The sequence below is a fragment of the Ruegeria sp. CH6 genome (assembly GCF_056537005.1).
Map to the genome: position 1 here is coordinate 1 of NZ_JBQFQS010000006.1, position 20,671 is coordinate 20,671.

At 54.3% G+C, this 20,671-nt stretch carries 17 protein-coding genes; 6 read left to right on the forward strand and 11 right to left on the reverse strand.

Features of this window, described 5'->3' with window-relative positions:
- Positions 1-206: 206 nt before the first annotated feature.
- The 4 genes from ACR0CW_RS13755 to ACR0CW_RS13770 are packed head-to-tail and all read right to left on the reverse strand — an operon-like array spanning position 207 to position 3,845.
- Complete coding sequence (locus ACR0CW_RS13755) at positions 207-1,595, reverse strand: amidase family protein (protein WP_480788208.1); 1,389 nt, start codon at positions 1,593-1,595, stop codon at positions 207-209.
- A 33-nt stretch (positions 1,596-1,628) separates the two neighbouring features.
- Positions 1,629-2,006, reverse strand: a complete 378-nt coding sequence (locus ACR0CW_RS13760; RefSeq protein ID WP_480788209.1) for a nuclear transport factor 2 family protein — start codon at positions 2,004-2,006, stop codon at positions 1,629-1,631.
- Positions 2,007-2,054: 48 nt separating this feature from the next.
- Positions 2,055-2,702 (reverse strand): 3,4-dihydroxy-2-butanone-4-phosphate synthase, encoded by a 648-nt coding sequence (gene ribB, locus ACR0CW_RS13765; RefSeq protein ID WP_480788210.1) that lies wholly within the window; start codon positions 2,700-2,702, stop codon positions 2,055-2,057.
- Positions 2,703-2,711: 9 nt separating this feature from the next.
- The gene (locus ACR0CW_RS13770) at positions 2,712-3,845 is read right to left on the reverse strand and encodes an LLM class flavin-dependent oxidoreductase (RefSeq protein WP_480788211.1); all 1,134 of its coding nucleotides are present in this window, start codon (positions 3,843-3,845) and stop codon (positions 2,712-2,714) included.
- Between the two features lie 180 nt (positions 3,846-4,025).
- Here ACR0CW_RS13770 and ACR0CW_RS13775 point away from each other — a divergent pair, with 180 nt between their 5' ends.
- The 3 genes from ACR0CW_RS13775 to ACR0CW_RS13785 all read left to right on the forward strand — a co-directional run bounded on the left by ACR0CW_RS13775 (position 4,026) and on the right by ACR0CW_RS13785 (position 7,800).
- Positions 4,026-4,994, forward strand: coding sequence for a TetR/AcrR family transcriptional regulator (locus tag ACR0CW_RS13775; protein ID WP_480788212.1), 969 nt, complete (start codon positions 4,026-4,028; stop codon positions 4,992-4,994).
- Positions 4,995-5,290: 296 nt separating this feature from the next.
- The gene (locus tag ACR0CW_RS13780) at positions 5,291-5,935 is read left to right on the forward strand and encodes a GNAT family N-acetyltransferase (protein WP_209016347.1); all 645 of its coding nucleotides are present in this window, start codon (positions 5,291-5,293) and stop codon (positions 5,933-5,935) included.
- Positions 5,936-6,027: 92 nt separating this feature from the next.
- Positions 6,028-7,800 carry an adenylate/guanylate cyclase domain-containing protein gene (locus ACR0CW_RS13785; RefSeq protein WP_480788213.1) on the forward strand — a complete coding sequence of 591 codons (1,773 nt, stop codon included), beginning with the start codon at positions 6,028-6,030 and terminating at the stop codon, positions 7,798-7,800.
- Positions 7,801-7,917: 117 nt separating this feature from the next.
- Here ACR0CW_RS13785 and ACR0CW_RS13790 read toward each other — a convergent pair whose 3' ends face one another.
- Entirely contained in the window at positions 7,918-9,039 is a 1,122-nt protein-coding gene (locus tag ACR0CW_RS13790; RefSeq protein WP_480788214.1) for a pyridoxal-phosphate dependent enzyme, read from the reverse strand.
- Here ACR0CW_RS13790 and ACR0CW_RS13795 point away from each other — a divergent pair.
- Positions 9,028-9,504 (forward strand): Lrp/AsnC family transcriptional regulator, encoded by a 477-nt coding sequence (locus ACR0CW_RS13795; protein ID WP_480788215.1) that lies wholly within the window; start codon positions 9,028-9,030, stop codon positions 9,502-9,504. The genes ACR0CW_RS13790 and ACR0CW_RS13795 overlap by 12 nt on opposite strands.
- Positions 9,505-9,538: 34 nt before the next feature.
- On the opposite strand, the gene ACR0CW_RS13800 is transcribed toward ACR0CW_RS13795, so the two are convergent.
- A complete protein-coding gene (locus ACR0CW_RS13800) occupies positions 9,539-11,206 on the reverse strand; it encodes a dipeptide ABC transporter ATP-binding protein (protein WP_480788216.1) in 1,668 nt (555 codons plus the stop codon).
- Between the two features lie 204 nt (positions 11,207-11,410).
- On the opposite strand from ACR0CW_RS13800, the gene ACR0CW_RS13805 reads away from it, so the two are divergent.
- Together ACR0CW_RS13805 and bfr are read left to right on the forward strand one after the other, a co-directional pair.
- Positions 11,411-11,911: a hypothetical protein gene (locus ACR0CW_RS13805; RefSeq protein ID WP_480788217.1), complete on the forward strand. Its 501-nt coding sequence runs from the start codon at positions 11,411-11,413 to the stop codon at positions 11,909-11,911.
- A 288-nt stretch (positions 11,912-12,199) separates the two neighbouring features.
- A complete protein-coding gene (gene bfr / locus ACR0CW_RS13810) occupies positions 12,200-12,685 on the forward strand; it encodes a bacterioferritin (RefSeq protein ID WP_155149524.1) in 486 nt (161 codons plus the stop codon).
- 223 nt (positions 12,686-12,908) lie between these two features.
- Here the strand turns inward: bfr and ACR0CW_RS13815 are convergent, their stop codons facing one another.
- The 5 genes from ACR0CW_RS13815 to ACR0CW_RS13835 all read right to left on the reverse strand — a co-directional run bounded on the left by ACR0CW_RS13815 (position 12,909) and on the right by ACR0CW_RS13835 (position 20,579).
- Positions 12,909-16,049 carry an efflux RND transporter permease subunit gene (locus tag ACR0CW_RS13815; RefSeq protein ID WP_480788218.1) on the reverse strand — a complete coding sequence of 1,047 codons (3,141 nt, stop codon included), beginning with the start codon at positions 16,047-16,049 and terminating at the stop codon, positions 12,909-12,911.
- Between the two features lie 4 nt (positions 16,050-16,053).
- Positions 16,054-17,193: an efflux RND transporter periplasmic adaptor subunit gene (locus ACR0CW_RS13820; protein WP_480788219.1), complete on the reverse strand. Its 1,140-nt coding sequence runs from the start codon at positions 17,191-17,193 to the stop codon at positions 16,054-16,056.
- A gap of 243 nt (positions 17,194-17,436) precedes the next feature.
- A complete protein-coding gene (locus tag ACR0CW_RS13825; RefSeq protein WP_480788220.1) occupies positions 17,437-18,345 on the reverse strand; it encodes a complex I NDUFA9 subunit family protein in 909 nt (302 codons plus the stop codon).
- A 36-nt stretch (positions 18,346-18,381) separates the two neighbouring features.
- Positions 18,382-19,149, reverse strand: coding sequence for a slipin family protein (locus ACR0CW_RS13830; RefSeq protein WP_244328098.1), 768 nt, complete (start codon positions 19,147-19,149; stop codon positions 18,382-18,384).
- Positions 19,149-20,579, reverse strand: a complete 1,431-nt coding sequence (locus ACR0CW_RS13835; protein WP_480788221.1) for an NfeD family protein — start codon at positions 20,577-20,579, stop codon at positions 19,149-19,151. The genes ACR0CW_RS13830 and ACR0CW_RS13835 overlap by 1 nt, the downstream gene beginning before the upstream one ends.
- Between the last annotated feature and the right edge of the window lie 92 nt (positions 20,580-20,671).

The window sequence follows — 20,671 nt, forward strand, 5'->3', positions numbered from 1 at the left end:
CATCTGCTACCTCCATATCTGCTCAAAGATATGGAATCACGGATCAGAAAACTGGGGAAGACTGAATCTGATAAAGCCAGACGCGCTCTAAATATGCTGGTCACGGTCAGCGGCATGGTCATGATTTGGCCGGGGATTGTGCTCTTTTCGGTCACTTCAACCTCCTGAAATTCGCGCATAACTGTTGGAAGTATTGTTTGCTGTTTTTAGAGCGGGGCTTGGGGCATCTCTCCGATTTCCTGCTCGATCCTCCAGGCAGTCTGCAAAACGCCCAGATCATCATATCTGCGCCCGACAAGCTGAACGCCAATCGGCAAGTGGCTGTGATCCAGCCCGGCCGGGATACTCGCAACCGGCTGTTCGGTCAGATTGAACAGGAAGGTATTGGCCCAGCTTTCAAAGGGCCTTTCAGGATCCGATCCGGGCAGTTCGGCCGCAAACGCGGTGTCCGGCGTCGACGGAAGCAGTACAAAGTCATGCACTCCCATCATTGCCAGAGCGCGCTCGCGCAAGGTCTGCGTATGATCGAAGTTACGATGATGCTGAACCGCAGTCAGACTACGGGCATCATCGGACCAGTCACGAATGTAAGGTGTTTTGGCCTGTTCAGCCGCAGGCTGGCGCATCAACTCTGACAAAGTGCGGATCTTATAGAACGCTTCGGCCGGTTCCCAGTCGACACGGCTGAATGGTGCGGTTTCGCAATAGGTGACCTCTGCCCCCAAATCACGCAACACTTGTGCAACCTTCAGGACGGCTACGCGCACATCATCAGCTACCGGTGCACCCAGACCAAGTTCGGGAACGACCAGAACCGATTTTGTCTTGAAATCTGAACGGGACAACCGGGAAATATAGTTGGTGTCTTCGCGTTCCAACGCAGAAAAATCGCGTGTGTCCTCGCCTGTCAGGACATTCATGTGGAGCGCAACATCGCCAAAGCTACGCGCCAGAGGGCCGGCTGTCAGGGCCGGGCTGTTACACCTGTAATATGGCACGCGCCCCTGACTGGGTTTGAAGCCCGCCAATCCGCAATACGAGGCAGGCAGACGGATTGAACCCACAATATCTGTGCCAATTGAAACAGGCTCGATCCCTGCGGCAACACTGGCCGATGCACCAGAGGATGACGCGCCGGTCGTGCGTGACAGGTTCCAGGGGTTACGGGTGACCCCGTGTTTCGAACTGACGCCCCCGGCAAGGATACCGTAGTCGCACATAGTGTTCTTGCCTAGGATGACTGATCCGGCCTCGCGCATCCGCGCGACTGTCGGATGATCGGTGGTGCTGATCGTCTCGGATCCGGCGGCTGACCCGCGAAAAGCAGGCATGCCAATACAATCCAATGCATCCTTGATCGTTGTTGGAACACCGTCCAACGAGCCTTGTGGCTCGTTATCATACCAGCGTTGTTCAGAGGCGCGTGCCGCATCTAACGCGGGCTCTGCCTCCAGATGGTATATGGCATTGATCTTTGAGTTGACCTGAGCGATCCGGTCCAAAGCGGCCTGCGTCACCTCGACCGGAGACAGCTCCAGTCGGGCATAGGCCTGCACCAACGCACGCGCCGAAAGTTGAGAATAAGGGGCCGTCATGTGCGAAAATTCTGGCTCGGTCAGATTGAGGGATCAGTCTTCGGTGCGCTGGACGTAATAAACCTTGGCCGCAATTTTCCAGCCCTCGCCCGTACGGACCAGTGACAGGTAGTCGATGAAATATCGGGGTTGCACGGCGCAGTCGATTTTGACCATGGCGGTATTCGGGCCGGACTGGTCGATCGAGATTGTGTGGCCGTATACCGGATAGTCCTTGGATTTCGGGCTTTCACGCCCGCCAATGAGCTCTTTGTAATTATCCAGCGTCATGTGGACATAGCTACCGTCTTCATTGGCGCAGCACAGGTCGCATTCCGGCAGGAACATCTGATCGGTCTTGCTGATGTCCCCATCATGCAGATTTTCGATGTAAGCTTGCATCAGGGCTTCGATTTCGGCGAATGCGGTCATGGGATGTCCTCGGTCGTGAGTGTGTTGAGACGCTGTGGGAGTTTGCCATCACGCGGCCTTGCTGGCGGGCAACCTCTGACGATATCGTCTGAGGTCTTCGATCGTACCCACCTTGAGACCATGACGAGCCCCGAATTCCAGAAGGTCGGGCAGCCGCGCCATTTCACCGTCATCCTTCATGATCTCACAGATCACGCCGGCATCGCCCTGCCCTGACAATCGGGCCAGATCGACCGCGGCTTCGGTATGGCCTTCGCGTTCAAGCACGCCACCAGACTTTGCCACCAGCGGGAACATGTGCCCTGGCGAAACCAGATCGGCAACCGACCCATCATCGGACGACAGCAACGCAATTGTTCGCGCGCGATCGCTGGCGGAAATACCTGTGGTTGTACCTTCTTTGGCGTCCACAGAAATGGTGAACGCTGTGTGGTGAGGGTCGGTGTTTAACGCTGCCATAGGCCCTAGGCTGAACTGCTGGGCCCGTTCGGGGCTGATCGCCATGCAAATCAGACCCCGACCAAAACGCGCCATGAAGTTTACGGCCACCACATCCGCACAGGTGGCAGGGATTACCAAATCGCCCTCGTTTTCACGGCTCTCATCATCGACGAGGATAACCATGCGTCCCAGAGCGCAGTCCGCGATAATGTCTTCGATAGGCGACAGCCGATAAACTTCGTGCAGGTCGAACATGATATTTCCTTACCCGTTCAGCGGCTTGATGACGCCTTCGGCGAATTCGATCAGTGCTTCTTGTTCGATCTCGTCACCAAAGTAGTTAACGTGGTGCCAGACAAAGAACTCATCGATTTGGTAACGTTCGGCCAACTCACCGACCTGATCCAGAACCTGTTGACGCGAGCCATCCCAGACACGACCAAGCGGCACATGGTATGGCGGCGCGTCGTAGGCCGAGAACCAAAGCTTATCGAACATCTCGCGATACTGTTTGGTCTTGGCCGGGGTCTTGCCCATCATCAGATGTGCGCCCAAAGCCAGAACATCGTTATTGGTCGCGTCTTTGAGACCCTTTTCATGCGCTGCCTGCAGGCAGTTCTCAAGGATCACCGGCATAAACTCTTCTTTGTCGGCGGTCACAAAGGACACCATCTTTGCGCCTTCCGAAGCCCAGAATTTTGCGGTTTCCATCGAGTACGAGAACGGCGCATAGACTTTGGGGTGCGGCTTTTGCAACGGGCGAGGAACGATCCCCGACTTGCGCAGGATTTTGTTCTCATCGACAGGACTGTCACCGCCCCACAGCTTCGTCGGGTTGAACTCCCATTCCACATTGGACGGAAAATTCCAGAACTCGCCCTGATGCTCGGTCAGATCATCGGTCCACAGCGACTTGATCAGACGCCAGTTCTCATACAAGGCGCGGCGATTGCGCTGGTCGGCCTCGGATTTATCGGACTCGGCCGAGGTGATATCCAAATGTTGACCCATAGTTGCGGTCCAGCGCGGTGTGTTCCCACGCGAAAAGCCTGCAAAGACGCGACCTCCAGTCATGTGATCCAGCAAGGCTATGTCCTCAGCCGTCTTGATCGGGTTCATCGCGGTCAGGTTCATCCCCAGCTGACCCACCTTAAAATCCTTGGTGTGCTGGGCGATGTACATGTTCCAGAACAGCGGGTTGGTGGTGCATTCCACCCCTTCGACCTGCATGTGGTGTTCGGTCAGACAGAAACCTTCGTAGCCAAGCTCCTCGGCCAGAACCATCTGATCCCGCAACGTGGTCATCATCTTGTTGAATCGCGCGGGGTCGCGACCGGCAAGCTGAACATCTTCGCCGTGCTGACGCGCGAAAGGAATGGCGAGAATCTTGAACTTCATGCGGGTGTTCTCCCGGAGTTTTATTGAACGTTCACTAACTGTCACACACAGCATCTCTTTGCGTCAAGTCTTGAATCACCTTCCCCAGCGTCTTGTGCGTATTGCAGATTTTTCTAACTGGACATCTGGTAGGGATTTCAAGATGTTGACCACAGGTCAGATCCAAAGGAGGCAGGCCGCGTGTTTTTGTATTCCGCATCGCAAGTAGAGGAATTTCTTGAGAAATCCCAATTGGATACCGTATGCCTGACTCTGGCGATCGATGCTGCACGCGATGAATTAAAGAGCCTGGGAAACACGACGCAATCAACAATGATCAATGCATCAGCGACCAATTTGGCAGCAGCTGGTCAGGGTCAGATCGAGGCGCAGGCAGCCCGAATTTCACCCGACGATTCGCCACTGAACTCGTTTCGCGTTTCCATTGTTCAGACCGATCAGAACCTTGGCAGTTCTTCTGTCATCATGGAAGTGATCTGTACCTTTTCCGTAGAGTCTGCTGTTGGCACAGCTCCCATCACAGTACCGCCAGAAAAACCTGCACGTCCGCTGTCTGATACAGCCGAAGAGCGGCGCCGTCAGATCTTTGAAGGCGCCTGCAAAGTAATTGCAAAACACGGTTTCGGAAACGCATCCATGCGCGAGATCGCAAAGGAATCCGGACTGTCGGTTCCCCTGATGTACAAATACATCAAGGACAAGGACGAAATCCTGCATCTGATTACGACCATGTGCATGCAGGGTATTATCGACTTTTTCGACACAGGCGAGTTGTTTAAGGGCCCTGCAGATCAGAACCTGATTAGAGCCGTGGATCGCTATATCGATTACATCGGCGAAAACCGTCGCTACATTAATCTGGTTTATTCGGAGACTCGTTCAATGTCGGCTGAAAACCGGGCCCGCGTATTCGACATGGAGCGCAAATTCATGGGGCGTTGGCAAACAATTCTGGATCAGGGCGTTGAGCAGCAGATTTTCCGCCCGATGAATACGGAACTCATGGCCAACTATCTGTACTTTCTGTGTACGGTATGGTCATTGCGGCACTGGAGCATCGGCAAGTTCCCCGAACAAGAAATACGCGATAGCCTGAAAATGCTTATCCTCGACGGCGTATTGTCGCCTAGCGGCAATAGTGAGCAGTAAACTTCGCACCATGTGACGCGTTCCAATCAAAGCGAACGTCAACTTTTCGTTGCAAAACCTGCCCATGCGCCCATTCATGATTGCTCAATACGTTCAATTTTTGAAGATTTGTTGACATCCTGATTCAACAAAAAACAGAATTGATATATTACCTAATGTGTTCTGAGAAAGCGCTGCATCAGAGCTGGATTGCGATCGAGCCGATTTTAGATTACCAGTTTCGTATTCAAGAATTTTTTGTGTTATTGTTGCACGAATAGTTAATTGTAAATCGAGTTTTGAGGGTAGTCATTTCTGTGTCCAAACCCCCGACCAGCGCATTCAGACTGCGCCCGTTGACGAAATCGGATCTGGAGATCATCACATACTGGTTTCAGGATGTGGAAGATCTGGCTCGTTTTGACAGAAAATCTCGCATCCCGCTCAACCAGTGCCAGATGGAGGAGCACTGGAGTAATATTGTTGGGACACCTATCGACCATAGTACATGCTGGTTCATGATCGAATCCGACAGTGGCGAAGCGCTTGGGGCGATAGGACTAGAGGCAATATCGCAGATCAACCGAGATGCTGTCGTCGCGCTGTTCATCGATAAATCAATCCGGCGATGCGGCGTCGGGATCAGAGCACTGTGTCTGGTTCTGGATTTTGCTTTCAGACAATTGGGCTTGAATCGCGTAACATCGTACTATCGTGCTGATAACCACAACAGCCGCGATCTGGTCAGCCGGGTAGGATGTCAGGTCGAAGGCAAAATGCGAGAAGCCTGGTTTGCAAACGGACAGTTTCACGACATGGTGGCTGTTGGTATTCTGCAGGAGGAATGGAGGGTTAAGCGTCAGGAATTGACGCATGAATTGGGTTCGGAAACAATAATCACCATTGGGCCGGACGCGTCAGCGGCCTGGTCCTGGCCGCCGCAATGTGCCGAGCGCGAATAAACGACTGAAACTAGCAGTCCATCTTGGGGGAACAGCGTGCAGCCATACCGTAGCCTATATGATCGAAGCAAAGTGCTAATCGAGTACCGACCGTGAACGACACCAATTCTGGACCATTGATCAGACAACGACTTGGCGCCGTATTGTTTGCCGATGTCGTCGGTTACTCAAGGCTCATGAGTCAAAATGAACTGGACACCTACAGTTCATTGAAGTCCCTCCTGTCACAGCTCGAAGCCACCTGTACGCATTATCAGGGCAATGTCATAGAAATTCGGGGCGATGGCATTCTTGCCCTGTTTGAAACGGCCACGAGCGCCGTCAAATTTGCGATCGAACTACACAGAATTGCTGCACAGCACAACAGGACGCGCACGGAAAATGACAAGATCAAGTTCCGCGCTGGCATTCACCTTGGGGAAATCCTGATCGACGAACGCGGTATCCATGGTGACAACGTTAATATCGCAGCAAGGCTGCAGGAGATCGCAGAACCCGAGCGTGTCTATGTCAGTGCAGCGGTATATGAACAGGTCTGCAATCGGCTGCGTTACGGCTATGAGTTCCTCGGACCGAAACAGCTCAAGAACATATTGTCGCCAATTTCGACCTATTGCGTGCGCAGCGAGGCCGAGGGGGCGACCATGGCCGCAACCTTGCGCCCTGATTCACCAGTAGAATTGATGGATCGTCCGGACATCCCTTCCGTAGCGATCCTGCCCTTCACCAGCGCCGGTAATGACGAGGCAGACAGTTGGATCGCAGATGGGCTGACCGATGACATCATTATGAACCTGTCCAAATTCCGGAACTTGTTCGTTATCGCCCGCAACTCATCATTCTTCTTCAAAACCCAGTCTATGTCGCCGAAAGAGGCAGCGCGCCGGCTAAACGTGCGTTACATCGCGCGAGGCAGCGTTCGCAGATCGGACAGTCGCATCCGTATCACTGCCGAACTGATTGATGCGATGTCCGAAAGGACAATTTGGGGTGAGCGTTTTGACCGCAAGATCGACGACGTTTTCGACATTCTGGATGAAGTGACCGAGTGCATTGTTGCCTCCACCGCCGTGATGATTGAATCCCATGAGCGCAAGAGGATGGTCCAAGCCACGCCTAGTAACCTCGCAGCTTACGGAGAGGTCCTCAAGGGGCAGCACTATATTTTCAGATATACGCGCAACGACAACCGGATAGCTCAGAGCTGTTACGAATCCGCCTTGGAGCGCGACGACAGATACGCGCGCGCCGCAGCCGCTTTGTCACGAACCCTGAACATCGACTGGCGCTACTCCTGGACCACTGACCCCGACACCGCGCTCGACAAGGCACTGGTTTATGCGCAGCGCGCGGTAGAGTTGGACCCCACGGATGCCAGAGGCTTTGGCGAGCTGGGCTACGTGCATCTCTATCGCAAAGAACACGACGCAGCGATCGAATCTTACAAGCGGGCATTGTCTCTCAACCCCAATGACGCGGACATGCACTCAGACTATGCTGATGCGATGGCACATTCGGGGCAAAATGAAACGGCAATTGAATATCTGCAGCGAGCCATGCGGCTCAATCCCTACTTTCCGGATCAATATTTGTGGCATCTTGCCGGAGCGTACTTCAATCTTCAGGAATACTCTCAGACTGTTCAGCATGTAAGCAAGATGAACAACCCGACCGAGGGGCAGCGCCTTCTGGCGGCCAGTTTCGCACATATGGGCAAGTTGGACGCGGCCCGGGATATTGCCGACAGGCACCGCAAGGCGCATCCGAATTTTTCGCTCAAGCGTTGGGAGAACGTGCAGCCGGATCGGCGCCCTGAGGACACCCAGCACTTTGTCGAAGGCCTCAAAAAGGCTGGTTTCCAGTAAGGCGCCACCGGGATGCTTACCGACCGAACACGCTCTCGTCGTTAACCGGGGCAGTGGTCCAAAATGTCAGAACTACAATGGTCGCATTTGCGCCCATCGCAGACAAACGGCGTCAAATCAGTCGTCATCCAATCCACGCTCTGACAAGATCACCAAAGGACGAGGGGCATCACCAGCCAGACATGCCGTTAAACCTGCTGCTCCGGAAGGCGTTGTAGAGTACCCCATCTCCCTTGCTTTGCCCACGGCCTCTTCGGCCTCGGCATCTGTCACAATCAACCATTCATCTGCTGCATCACGCAAAATCTCGTACGCAAGCATCGATGGCGTCTTGCAGTCCAGACGGCCCATGTTCGAAGTCGGCCCCGAAACCGTCACCAACTGTCCTGCCCGCGCACTTTCGCGTAGACACGGCGCGGCATCGGGTTCAACGACAAGAATACGTGGTTGTACAGCCCATGATGAGCGGATCATGTAAGCGACTGCCGCAGCCAGCCCACCAACACCAGCCTGCAGATACACATGGCTGGGCCAACTGCCTGTTGCCTCAAAGGTTTCGCGCATCTCCTCAGCCATAACGGTATAGCCCTCCATCACCAGACGGGGCGGTTCGGTATATCCGGTCCACGATCCGTCAGCCAAATGGACGGCACCACTGGCCTCGGAATCCTCGATCGCGGCGGCGATGCTGGCTTCATAATCTGCGCCTGATCTAACAACCTCGGCACCTTTTTCGCGCAGCCGAGTTGCAAAGGCTTCGGGTACTGTCTCCGCGAGGTGAATACGCGCTTTGGCACCAAACATCGCGGCACCTGCTGCGACCGCCATCCCGTGATTACCTGCGCTGGCACACACGAAAGTCATCGCTTCAGCGGTTCGAAGAAAGTCGTCACTGCTATAGCCCTCGGGCGCGACCGAGATACCCGCCTTGTCCGCAATCATTTGCGCCACGGCATAGATCCCACCCAGCGCCTTGAACGCGCCCAACCCCATACGTGCGGTCTCATCTTTGACCAAAAGTGTTCTGCCGCCGTATTCAAAACTGTCCAACGGGGTCGGCCTGTAAACGGAGTTCATCCGCCAAAGAGCACGCGGTTTTTCGGGGTCTAGTGTGATTCTCTGTTCCATGAACACGACGGTATCGAATAGTTCTGATATTATCTGATCACCATTGACGTATTTTGCGAGAATTTTTCTCGACAATTCGTCAAATACCGGAGCCTCTCGATGGACAAGCATGACGCACAGCTTTTGGACTTGATGCAGACCGACTCGAGGCGTGGGCTGGAAGCGATGGCAGCCGAAACCGGATTGTCTGTAGCGTCGGTGCAGCGACGGCTACGATCTTTGCGCGACAAAGGCATGATCACGAAAGAAGTTGCTGTGATCGATCCCAAAAAGATCGGCGTTCATATGACATTTGTAGTGATGGTCGAACTTGAACGCGAACGCCAAGATCAAATCGATGCGTTCACCCGATGCATTCAGACCGAGCCGATGGTTCAGCAATGCTACTACGTAACGGGTGAGGCCGATTTCTGCCTGATTTGCACAGCAATCGACATGGAGGATTTTGAAGCGCTGACAAAACGTCTTTTCTTCAACAACTCAAATGTCCGGCGCTTTCGAACTTCCGTCGTGATGGGGCGCAAGAAAACAGGTCTGGAACTGCCGATCCCAACCGCCGACCTCAACGATCCCTAACTTCGCAAAAACAATATACTCAACTCGGAAAGGGTCACACTCTTTCGATACTCTGCGCGATCTGCGTTGCCTCTTCAACGCTCAGGCGTGGGGGATGCCAATCGCGACCAGGCGCTGCATCAAGCAGCTTCTTGGTATATTCATGTTTGGGCGCGTTAAATACCTCGTCTGCAGTACCAAACTCGACCATCACGCCCTTCTCCATCACAGTGATATAGTCAGAAATTTGCGCAGCGACCCTCAGATCATGGGTGATGAAAATGATGGCCATCTGATACTTTTTTTGCAGATCGTTCATCAGGCGCAGTACCTGTTTTTGAATCGACAGGTCCAGCGCTGAGACAGATTCATCAGCAATCACAACATCCGGGTTCATCGACAGCGCGCGGGCAATGCCAATGCGCTGACGCTGACCACCCGAGAAATTGCGCGGGGTGCGATAATACGCTTCGGGCTTCAAACCGACGAGGTCCAGCAACTCCATCGCTTTGGCTTTGGCCTCCCGCTGGCTCATGCCCTGCAGGGTCGGTCCGCGCGTGATAATGTTCCCAACGGTTTGCGTGGGATTAAGCGACCCGTACGGATCCTGAAAAATCATCTGTATTTCGCGTCGCGCCTGTTGCAGTGACTGGTCCTGCAAGGCGAGAAAATCGTGTTCTTTGACTATGACCGCCCCTTCAGTCGGCTCAATCAATCGGATCAGAGCCTTGGCAAGCGTGGATTTTCCCGACCCGCTTTCACCCACAACCCCCAGAGTTTCGCCACGTCGCAAAGCAAAGCTGGCATCGTTGAGCGCATGGACCTGCTTGGATCCAGTACCATAAACCTTGTGCAGTGATTTCACTTCAACAATAGCGGGGTCGTTTCTCGTCAGATCAGGAGATCGAACAGTCTCTAGCAGCGGCATCGCATCAACCAGAAGCCTTGTGTAATCCTCTTTGGGGTGCATCAGGATTTCTTGTGTGGTCCCCTGTTCGATAACCTTACCCCAACACATGACAGCAACGCGGTCGGCTACATCTGCCACCACACCAAAATCATGCGTGATAAAGACGGTCGCGTTATCGTAAAGCTCTTTCAGATCATTGATCAGGTTCAGGATTTCCTTTTGCGTCGTGACATCCAGCGCCGTGGTCGGTTCATCGGCAATCAAAATGTCTGGCTTGCACGCCAATGCCATGGCGATGACGATCCGCTGACATTGTCCGCCCGAGACCTGGTGGGGGTAGCTATCGTAGATCCGGGGCGGTGAGGGCAGCTTCATCTGCTCAAGCAGTTTCAGCGTCTCTGCTCTGCGCTGCACTCTGGAAATCTCGGGCCTGTGCAGCTTGAAAACTTCATCTACCTGCGCGCCGATTTTGATCGACGGATTCAGCGCTGCCATGGGTTCCTGATAGATCATCGAGATTCTTGCGCCGCGGATTTCATTCAGCTCGGACTGAGTAAAATGCAGCACGTTGCGCCCGTCGAACAGAACCTCACCAGCACTCACGCGCAGACGGGGCGGCACATCGTTCATGATGGCACTGGTCATCACCGACTTGCCTGATCCGCTTTCACCGACAATACAGGTAACTTCACCGCGTTTCAGCGTCAGTGTCACATCTTCAACCGCGTATTTTCGGTCGGCGCCCTTTGGCAATTCAATCGACAGGCTCTTGATTTCCAGGATCGGATCGTTGGAACGGCTGGCGTCAGACATGGCGGCTTCCCTGTTAGTATCTTTCTGCTAGCTGGGAAAACCTGGCCTTGTCGTTCACAGCCAAGCAGTAATTTCGACTTTACACAAGACTCATGATCCATTCCCCTTGACATATTCCTACTATTATAGTCAGGAAAGGCGCGCCCAGCTTTTCCTCGGTTTCCCTGCCAGGCGACTTTTTCATGGTTTGGCAAGGAAGCGCACATGGAGCCGATTTCACAACCATCGCGCGGACCTCAGCGCAACAAAGCTTCGCGGATGGCTAAGCAGCAAACGGTTTCAAGCTGCGGTTTCGATGAATTTGAAAAACATGTGCTGCACGTTTCACGCTACTTCTTTCTGGCGTTTTCCGAACCGCAGAGCGAAGCATGGATCGACGCATTCCGTCACGCTGAACAGGTGTTTCCTGTTCCTTTTGGCGCAACCATCGCAAACGCAGTGCTGATAGCCTTGAATGATATGCGCAAAAGTCGGATTCGGGCGTTTAGGTATACAAACCCGCACTGCGTGAACTGCGCGCAGGGCATAACAGATGAAGAACGCTATCTGATATTGGCTCTGCAGAGCATCCGCCGCGGAACTCGGGGGGTTGCAGAAACCAATTGCATGCTCTTGTGCGAAGGCGGCCACAGCACAAAGCTCTTGGCATCACTTGAGCGTATCGCAATCATAACCGGCGATGTCTCAAAGCCACGATACAACTGATCCTGATCCCGGGCAGCAGCCCGTCCGTTCAGACGGCGTAAACGCGTCAACCGAAACGCACGTGTTTCCATGTCCCCAGCGCCCGTAGTTTCGGCAAGTTGCGCGCAATTGAAGGCCGCTGCCTGCTTCATGCCAACTGGCTGAAAACATACAAGAATCGTCAGATAATGGGGTAAGCCTTTGAACACATCAGGAAATTGCTGACTTTTTGAGAGTGTTACAAATGATGATACCATTCAAACCATAGACTCTACCTCAAGCCACTAAACTCAGCCAGGGAGAAGCACTATGAAGGGCGACAAGAAGGTATTGGAATATCTCAACAAAGCACTGCGCCACGAGTTGACGGCCGTCAGTCAGTATTGGCTCCACTATCGGCTGCAGGATGACTGGGGCCTCGGCAGCATGGCCAAGAAAAGCCGCGAGGAATCCATTGAAGAGATGGAGCACGCAGACAAACTGATCGAGAGGATCATCTTTCTGGAGGGCCACCCAAACCTACAGAAACTTGACCCTTTACGCATCGGACAAAACCCACGTGAAACTCTGGAATGCGACCTCGCTGCCGAACAGAGTGCGCGCAAGCTCTACAAAGAGGCACGCGATGTCTGCAAGGATGCCGGCGACTATGTCTCGATGAGCTTGTTTGAAAGTCTGATGTCAGACGAAGAAGGTCATATCGATTTTCTGGAAACGCAACTGGAGTTGCACGACCGGGTCGGTGCCGAACACTTTGCGCAACTCAATGCCACCAAGATGGAGGATGCCGACTAAACTGAACGTCTGTGAACAGCGGTTCGGACCCAGCGTTCTTATGCGTCAATATTAGTCGTCCAACATGGCAACACAGCTATCAAAACTCCACGCAGCATGATCGCCATGGATCATCAACGAACCCGTACGCTGCCATCTGTAACGGAGTGGCATACACAAGGCACGTGAGGGCGGATCGCTCAGGTAACTGCTTCCGGCGATCCGCCCCAATCCGACACTCAGCTTATTTGATTTCTTCCGTTTCCTGAACCTCACCGGGCCCATGAACCTTCTCGCGGAACCATTGCGCCAACACATAGAGGGCCGGAATAAAGAACACGCCGACAAATGAAGCCGCGATCATGCCGCCAAAGACCGGTGTCCCAACGCCCTTGCGCGCAAGCATTGATGCTCCGGTCGCGATGACCAGAGGGAAAAGCCCTGCGATGAAGGCAAAACTGGTCATCATCACGGCGCGGAATCGAGATCGCCCGCCGTCAATCGCTGCGTCCACGATGCTCATACCCTTCGCGCGCCTGTCCATTGCAAATTCCACAATCAGAATGGCGTTCTTGGCGGCCAAGGCGATCAGAACAACAAGCCCGATCTGGGCATAGAGGTTGTTGGCCAGACCCGCGATCAGCAATGCCGCCATAGCGCCGCAAGCTGCAAACGAGACCGAGAGCAATACGATCAGTGGGATCGTCCAGCTTTCATACAAAGCAACCAGAAACAGGTAAGCAAAGAGCACCGCAAGGCCCAATACGATTGGGGTCTTTCCTGCCGCGGCGATTTCCTGTTGTGCAGTTCCCGTCCAGTCATAGCTATAACCATTGGGCAAGGATTTGGCGGCCATCTGCTCCATGGCGGTGATCGATTGGCCCGATGACACACCCGGCGCCGGATTGCCGGATATCGTCACAGACCGATAGTTATTGTATCGCACCAGTTTCTCAGGTCCGGTCGTCAGTTCCGTCGTAGCAACAGAACGCACCGGAACCATCTCACCCTGATTGTTGCGTACGTGAATCCGACTGACATCTCCGATGGTGCCTCGGAATTCTTCCTCCGCTTCAAGATTAACCTGCCAGGTCCGCCCGAACAGGTTCATGTCATTGACGTAATACCCGCCCATTGTGACCTGCATCGCCTGAAACAATGTGCTGACATCAACACCCAAGGTCTGCAGCTTCTCTCGATCCAGATTCAAATTCAGCTTGGGCGTATTGGCCGAAAACGTCGTATACACGCCCGAAAGCCGCGGATCGCTATTGGCATCCGTGATCAATCCCTTTGCGGCAGCACCCAGTTCCAGCGGGCTGCCACCTTGCAAATCCAAGAGTTGGAATTCGAACCCTGAACCGGTTCCCAACCCGGAAATCGGCGGAAGGTTAAAGGGAATACCGATGGCCGATTTCATTGCCGCGAGGTGTTGGCCCGTATAAGCAATCGATGCATCCACGGACAGGGAAGGGTCCGTGCGTTCTTCGAAAGGTTTCATGATGGCAATCATGAAACCGGCATTTGATTCCGTAAGCCCATCAATAATGCTGTAGCCCGTGACCGTCATCACATCCTGAACGCCCGGAGCCTTCAAGAGGATTTCATAGGCCTCATCCATGACCTTGGCCGTGCGATTTACCGATGCGCCCTGAGGCAGCTGGATTTCCACAAAGTAAGCACCCTGATCTTCGGTCGGCAGGAATCCGGACGGTGCTATCTTGAACAATGTGCCTGCACCAAACATGGCAGCCCCAAGAAAGACCAGGCCAAGAATGGCGCGCCGCGCAAACATACCTGCGACGACAGCATACCCATCCCGGGCGTTGTCAATCCTGCGGGATACCCAGGCCAGAGGGCCCTTTTTGGGTCCCTCATGACGTTTGAGAAGGATCGCACACAATGCCGGGCTAAGCGTCAGCGCATTCAGCGCCGATATCAGCATCGAAAAAGACACCGCCACGGCAAACTGACGGAACATGGCCCCCGTAATCCCCGGTATAAACGCAACCGGAACGAAGACCGACAAAAGAACAAACGTGATGGCCAGAATAGGGGCGGTGATCTGCTCCATCGCCTCGGCGGTGGCTTCGGGGACGGAAAGATCGGGGCGCTCTGACATGACTTTTTCGACATTTTCGAGAACAACGATTGCATCATCAACAACGATGCCGATCGCCAGAACCAACGCTAAAAGTGTCACGGTGTTGATCGAAAAACCAAGCGCCATCATGAATGCCAGCGCGCCGATCAGCGAAACCGGGACCGCAATCAACGGTATCAAGGCCATCCGCAGGCTGCCCAAGAACAGGAACACCACGAGCACGACCAAAGCAAAAGCCTCGATCAGGGTTTTAACAACCTCATCGATACTGGCCTCGACAAAGTAGACAGAGTTATAGGGAATTTGCCATTTGACCCCATCAGGGAAGGATGGTTCCAACTGCTCGATTGCATTGCGCACTTCTTCAGCCGTGTTCAGCGCATTGGCCCCCGGAGCCAGATAGACCCCGATCATCGCAGTCGGACTGCCGTCAAACTGAGCAAATGAGTCCTGCGACTGCGCGCCCAGATCAACCCGCCCGATGTCGCGGATATATATGAACGACCCATCGGGTTGAGCACGGACAACAATGTTCTCGAATTCTTCGACTGTGCTCAGACGTCCCTGCGTCTGAATGTTCAGTTGAAACGTGGGGTCTTCCGACATCGGCTGAGCGCCGACACGTCCCACAGCCGCCTGAACGTTCTGAGAATTCAACGCAGAAACAACGTCAGACACCGCAACATTCAGCCCGGTCATGGTGTCCACATCCAGCCATATCCGCATGGAATAGTTCTGCGCACCAAAGATCGTGGCATCCCCGACACCCGGCGACCGTTTGATACTGTCGAGCAGATTGATGGTTGCAAAATTGGACAAATACAGTGTGTCGTGTTCAGGATTGTCCGACGTGACCGCAATCGCCTGCAAAAGCGAAGTTGATTGCTTTTGCGTAACAACCCCCGCTCGCACCACCTCATCAGGAAGTGAGGCCGTTGCAAGCGATACCCGGTTCTGAACGTTGACCGCATTGATATCCGGATCCGTTCCGGGTTCGAACGTGACCTGTAAGCTGTAGCTGCCATTCCCACCGCTGGTGGACTTCATGTACAGCATGTCGCTGACGCCGATAATCTGTTCCTCAATGGGCTGGGCGACAGTGGATTCGACAACCTCGGCGCTGGCCCCAGGGTAATAGGCTGTCACTTGTACCGTGGGTGGAACAATGTCTGGCAGTTGCTGCACCGGCAATTGCGTCAGCGAGATCAGACCAGCCAACGTGAACAATACGGAAATGACGATCGCAAAGCGCGGTCTGCGAATGAAAAGACGAGAGATCATTCGCTTATTCCTTGGCTGGTTGCTTGGTGGTATCTGCCGGCTCTGCCGTGACTTCCATACCCACGCGCACCTTCTGCGCGCCTTGGGTGATCACCTTGTCGCCCTCTTTCAGCCCGTCAGTGACCACGGCCTGTGTTCCGGTAACCTCACCGGTCTTGATCGGTGTTTTTGCAACCTTCCCGTCGCTTCCAACTGTCAGGACAAAATAGCCACTCTGATCGCTTTGCAGCGCGTCGGCGGGTATGGTCAGGGACTTTTTATCCGGACTGTCTATCACGTTGACCCTGGCAAGCTGATCATTCAGCAACGCCCCGTCAGGATTGGGAAAAATCCCACGGACAAGAACGGTATCCGTGCTTTCCTGAACCGTGGTATCGATGACATCCACCTTTCCCGTGCCCTCATATACCTCACCATTCGCCAGAGTGAGCTGAAGCGTGACTTTACCACCCTGCAGGTTTTTACCTTTTTTCTGGAAATCAAGCAGTTGCGCATTGGCTACCGGAAAGGAAACATAGATCGGATCAATGCTGGTCAGCGTCAGAAGCGTGCCGCTTTGCGGACCCACATAAGCACCCTTGCTTAGGTCTGTCAGACCGATACGCCCGTCAAAAGGTGCTGCGATTTTGGTGTAGGAAAGCTGAATCTGAGCATCCTGCAAGCTGCCCTGCAACTGCGTGATCAAACCATCAGCCTGACCCTGCTCGGCTTGCGCCTTCTGGACGACATTTTCCGGCGTATCACCTTTGGCAAACAGTTTTTGCTGCCGGTCCAGTTCGATATCGGCCAGAGTTTTCTGCGCCTTCGCGGATTCAATCTGGCCCTGAATCTGAGTGATATCGGCCTGATAGGAATCTTCTTCAATCTCAATCAGGACATCTCCTGATGCGACCTTTGCACCGTCTTTGAAATTGATGTTTTCAATGAACCCATCAACGCGAGCGATGATATCGACCGAGTCAATCGCCTCGATGCGACCAAGATAGGTATCGCTGTATGTGACCGCCGTCATCGATGCTTCTGCGACCACGACGCTCGGCTTGGGAGGGGCCTCTGTCTGCGCCTCAACCGGGGCGGACGACAGGATGAATGCCAACAAACATAGTGTCGAACCCGATACGAAGCCTGATTTTGTGAAATACATTGCAAACCCTTGGTAATTTATTTTGCATAGCCCCGCCGCAACGTGGCAGCCCACCCAAAGAATGAGACTGCAACAAATCTGCGAGCGAAGTCACGAAAAAGATCGAAGCAGGGAGCACAATTGACCAAGATATGGCGTGACGCAATAGAAAGTGCCGGATCAACAACTTGGCGACAGATCCTCATGAGCGTCACGATAGTGCCCAGCTCCACTGGTTCGTACCGGTCTAAAACGGCAGTTGGCTCAGATCAAACCCAGAGCAACAGCAGATTGTGGATGGATTTCAAGATCGGAAAAGGTCGCGACATTGTCCCCAACAATGTTGTCCTGCCGCATAAGCGCCACCTGAGCGGTCGTAATAGGCGGCTGGGGCAAGACCGCCATAGTCACCGCAAGCAGCCACCAGAGTTCGTAGGGCACAGGTACTAGCAACCTCTTTTTGCCGCCGCGCCGCGCCAGTCTTTGGACTATATCCCTGTAGGTGAGGACATCTGGCCCACCTAATTCGTAAATGCGCCCGCGAGCATCGGAAAATCCGGAGACACGAACCGCGGCCCTCGCAACATCACCGACCCAGACCGGCTGCAACTGAACACTTCCATCCCCGAACAACGGAAAAATCGGCATGCGTTGTACGATCGCGCCGAGGTCACCAAAAAAAGCACCGTTTCGGCTAAACAAGACACTTGGGCGCAGTATCGTAGCATCCGGACAGGCGCAGAGAACTACTCTTTCTCCTTCCGCCCGCGCACGCACATAGGCGGATCGAGAATTGCGATCAGCTCTGATCCCGGAGACATGAATCAGGGATCTGACACCAACCGAGATCGCAGCCTCGGCGACGGAGCGCGCACCGATCACATGGATATCCTGAAAGGTTTCCGAGCGGGTTTCGCTATAAAATCCGATACAATTGACGACGACGGCAGCGCCATTGAAGACACGCCGCAACCTCTCTGGTTCCTTCAAATCACACCGCACCACACCAACAGAGCTCTCATCACCAATGCCCAGTTGAACAGCATTTTCTGGAAATCGCGTCGCAACGCTGACGATGAACCCCGCTTCCTTCAATTCCCGGACAACTCTGCGTCCGAGGAATCCAGTACCGCCAAGAACGACCGCCGTTTCTCCGGTCTTTGTCGTGGCCATGGCCGCCTCCTGTGATGCTGCGCTTCACCGCTTGCTTCAATCGTCCGACTTTGAGGATTTGGGCAACAGATCAATAGGCAAAGGAAACACGACCGTCGTTGTACCATCCGCGGCGATATCGTTTAGAGCGTTGAAATAGCGCAGTTGCATGGAGTTTGGCTGGGTCGCCAGAAGTTTGCCCGCTTCGACCAGTTTCGACGCCGCCTGAAACTCACCTTGCGCATTGATGACCCGCGCCCGTCGCAAACGTTCGGCCTCGGCCTGTTTGGCAATGGCACGCACCATGCTCTCGTCGATATCCACGTGCTTGATTTCGACATTCGCTACCTTGATGCCCCAAGCGTCCGTCTGGCGATCCAAGATCTCCTGGATGTCAGCATTTAGCTTGTCCCTCTCAGCCAGCATCTCGTCCAGTTCGTGCTTGCCCAGAACCGACCGCAAAGTAGTTTGTGCCAATTGGCTGACGGCGGCCCGGAAATCAGCCACGTTGATGATTGCCCGCTGCGGATCGACGATACGAAAGTAAATCACCGCGTTAACCTTGACCGAGACATTGTCACGGCTGATCACGTCCTGACTGGGCACATCTTCCACGAACATACGCAGGTCGGTGCGCACAAGCTGCTGTACCACCGGAATGATCAGAACAAAGCCCGGTCCCGAAACCCGTGTGAACCGCCCCAGAGTGAACAACACCCCGCGCTCATACTCCCGAAAGATGTAGATTGCTGCCTGCAGGAACAGGAAGACCAGCACCAACGCGATGAGATAGGCGATCCATTCAAACTGGAATGCTTGCATCATCAAACCCCTCCACCAGTTTCAGATTGCTTGTCCATCGCCGGGCCGACACGCAGCGTTAGCCCGTCGACCCCCAAAACGCGCACCTCTTGACCAGGCCGCAAGTCGGCATTCCCGTCGGCCTTCCAGCGCTCGCCCTCGACCCAAACAAACCCGCCCCCATCGGACCAATCCAATACGCGCGCTGGCGCCCCGAGCATCCGGTTCGCGCCCGTAACCGGCGCACGCCGGTAGGTCTGAATCGTATATCCAAGAAGTACAGCCAGGATCGATGCGCTGACCATCGCCATGACACCGATCAGCCACCACGAGACGCGGTAGGCTTCGACATCCGTGTCCACAAGCATCGCTGCCCCCAGAGAGAAGGCGATGATCCCACCCAGCCCCAGCACCCCGAAACTGGGAGAGAAAGCTTCGGCCACCATGAATGCGATACCAAGGCCGATAAGTGCCAGCCCGGCGTAATCAAGAGGCAGTTGATTGAGCGCATAGAGCCCCAGCGTCAGGCAGATCGCACCAACCACTCCGGGCACAACAGCCCCAGGGTTCCAGAACTCGAATATCAGGCCATAAACACCCAACATCATCAGCACCAATGCCACGTTCGGGTTTGAAAGGATGCTGAGTATGCGTGTGACTGCCCCCATCTCGATCCGTTCCACGGGCAGACCTGAGACCTTCAGCGTTTCTCGGGTTTCACCCATCACCACGCTGCGCCCATCCGCATCCCGCAACAGCGCATGCAAATCCGAAGCCATCAGGTCGATAACATTCAGTTCCAGCGCCTGTGCTGCGGACAGACTCTCTGCTTGCCGCACCGCGCTTTCAGCCCAGTCCGGATTGCGATCGTGCAATTCAGCCAGACTGCGGATCAGGGCCGCCGCATCGTTTGTGGCCTTGGCCGACATGACATCCTTTGGGGCCAGCGGATCGTCAGCGCCACCCTCTTCAGTCTCGTCACTCTTCTCGTCTGCAGCATCGTGGGGTTGCCCAGGCAAACCACCAGGAAGACCACCAATTGCAACTGGTGTGGCCGCACCCAGATTGGTTCCCGGTGCCATTGCTGCAACATGGCTGGCATAGAGGATATAGGTACCTGCGCTGGCGGCATGGGCACCCGGAGGCGCGACATAGGTAATTACCGGAACTGGTGAAAGCAGTATCTCGGAAATAATCTCGCGCGTTGCGTCAGCCAGCCCTCCCGGGGTGTTGAGCTGAAATACGACAGCAGAGGTTGGTTGGTTCCTTGAGCCCTCAAGAACGCGGGCAACATGATGCACTGTTGCCGGGCCAATTGGTCCTTCTATCACCGTGTGCAACACGCGGTTCTCAGTTGCCTCTGCCGTATCAACCTGACCATCTAAACGGTCTGCTGACAGAAAGGCCAGAATAATAAGACAGAGGAATCGTAGCTGTTGCTTCGCAAGCTCCATCTCTGCTTCTCCAGAACATAAGATAGAGCGATCCGCCGTGGGCTCAAATCACCGACAGAATTTGCGCTGCTTATTCGAGCGCGTGGCCACGG

Excerpts from the sequence above, each read along its gene's own strand:
- ACR0CW_RS13755 (WP_480788208.1), bottom strand. The coding sequence starts at position 1,595 with ATGACGGCCCCTTATTCTCAACTTTCGGCGCGTGCGTTGGTGCAGGCC.
- ACR0CW_RS13760 (WP_480788209.1), bottom strand. The coding sequence starts at position 2,006 with ATGACCGCATTCGCCGAAATCGAAGCCCTGATGCAAGCTTACATCGAA.
- ribB (WP_480788210.1), bottom strand. The coding sequence starts at position 2,702 with ATGTTCGACCTGCACGAAGTTTATCGGCTGTCGCCTATCGAAGACATT.
- ACR0CW_RS13770 (WP_480788211.1), bottom strand. The coding sequence starts at position 3,845 with ATGAAGTTCAAGATTCTCGCCATTCCTTTCGCGCGTCAGCACGGCGAA.
- ACR0CW_RS13795 (WP_480788215.1), top strand. The coding sequence starts at position 9,028 with ATGGACAAGCATGACGCACAGCTTTTGGACTTGATGCAGACCGACTCG.
- ACR0CW_RS13790 (WP_480788214.1), bottom strand. The coding sequence starts at position 9,039 with ATGCTTGTCCATCGAGAGGCTCCGGTATTTGACGAATTGTCGAGAAAA.
- ACR0CW_RS13800 (WP_480788216.1), bottom strand. The coding sequence starts at position 11,206 with ATGTCTGACGCCAGCCGTTCCAACGATCCGATCCTGGAAATCAAGAGC.
- ACR0CW_RS13805 (WP_480788217.1), top strand. The coding sequence starts at position 11,411 with ATGGAGCCGATTTCACAACCATCGCGCGGACCTCAGCGCAACAAAGCT.
- bfr (WP_155149524.1), top strand. The coding sequence starts at position 12,200 with ATGAAGGGCGACAAGAAGGTATTGGAATATCTCAACAAAGCACTGCGC.
- ACR0CW_RS13815 (WP_480788218.1), bottom strand. The coding sequence starts at position 16,049 with ATGATCTCTCGTCTTTTCATTCGCAGACCGCGCTTTGCGATCGTCATT.
- ACR0CW_RS13820 (WP_480788219.1), bottom strand. The coding sequence starts at position 17,193 with ATGTATTTCACAAAATCAGGCTTCGTATCGGGTTCGACACTATGTTTG.
- ACR0CW_RS13825 (WP_480788220.1), bottom strand. The coding sequence starts at position 18,345 with ATGGCCACGACAAAGACCGGAGAAACGGCGGTCGTTCTTGGCGGTACT.
- ACR0CW_RS13830 (WP_244328098.1), bottom strand. The coding sequence starts at position 19,149 with ATGATGCAAGCATTCCAGTTTGAATGGATCGCCTATCTCATCGCGTTG.
- ACR0CW_RS13835 (WP_480788221.1), bottom strand. The coding sequence starts at position 20,579 with ATGGAGCTTGCGAAGCAACAGCTACGATTCCTCTGTCTTATTATTCTG.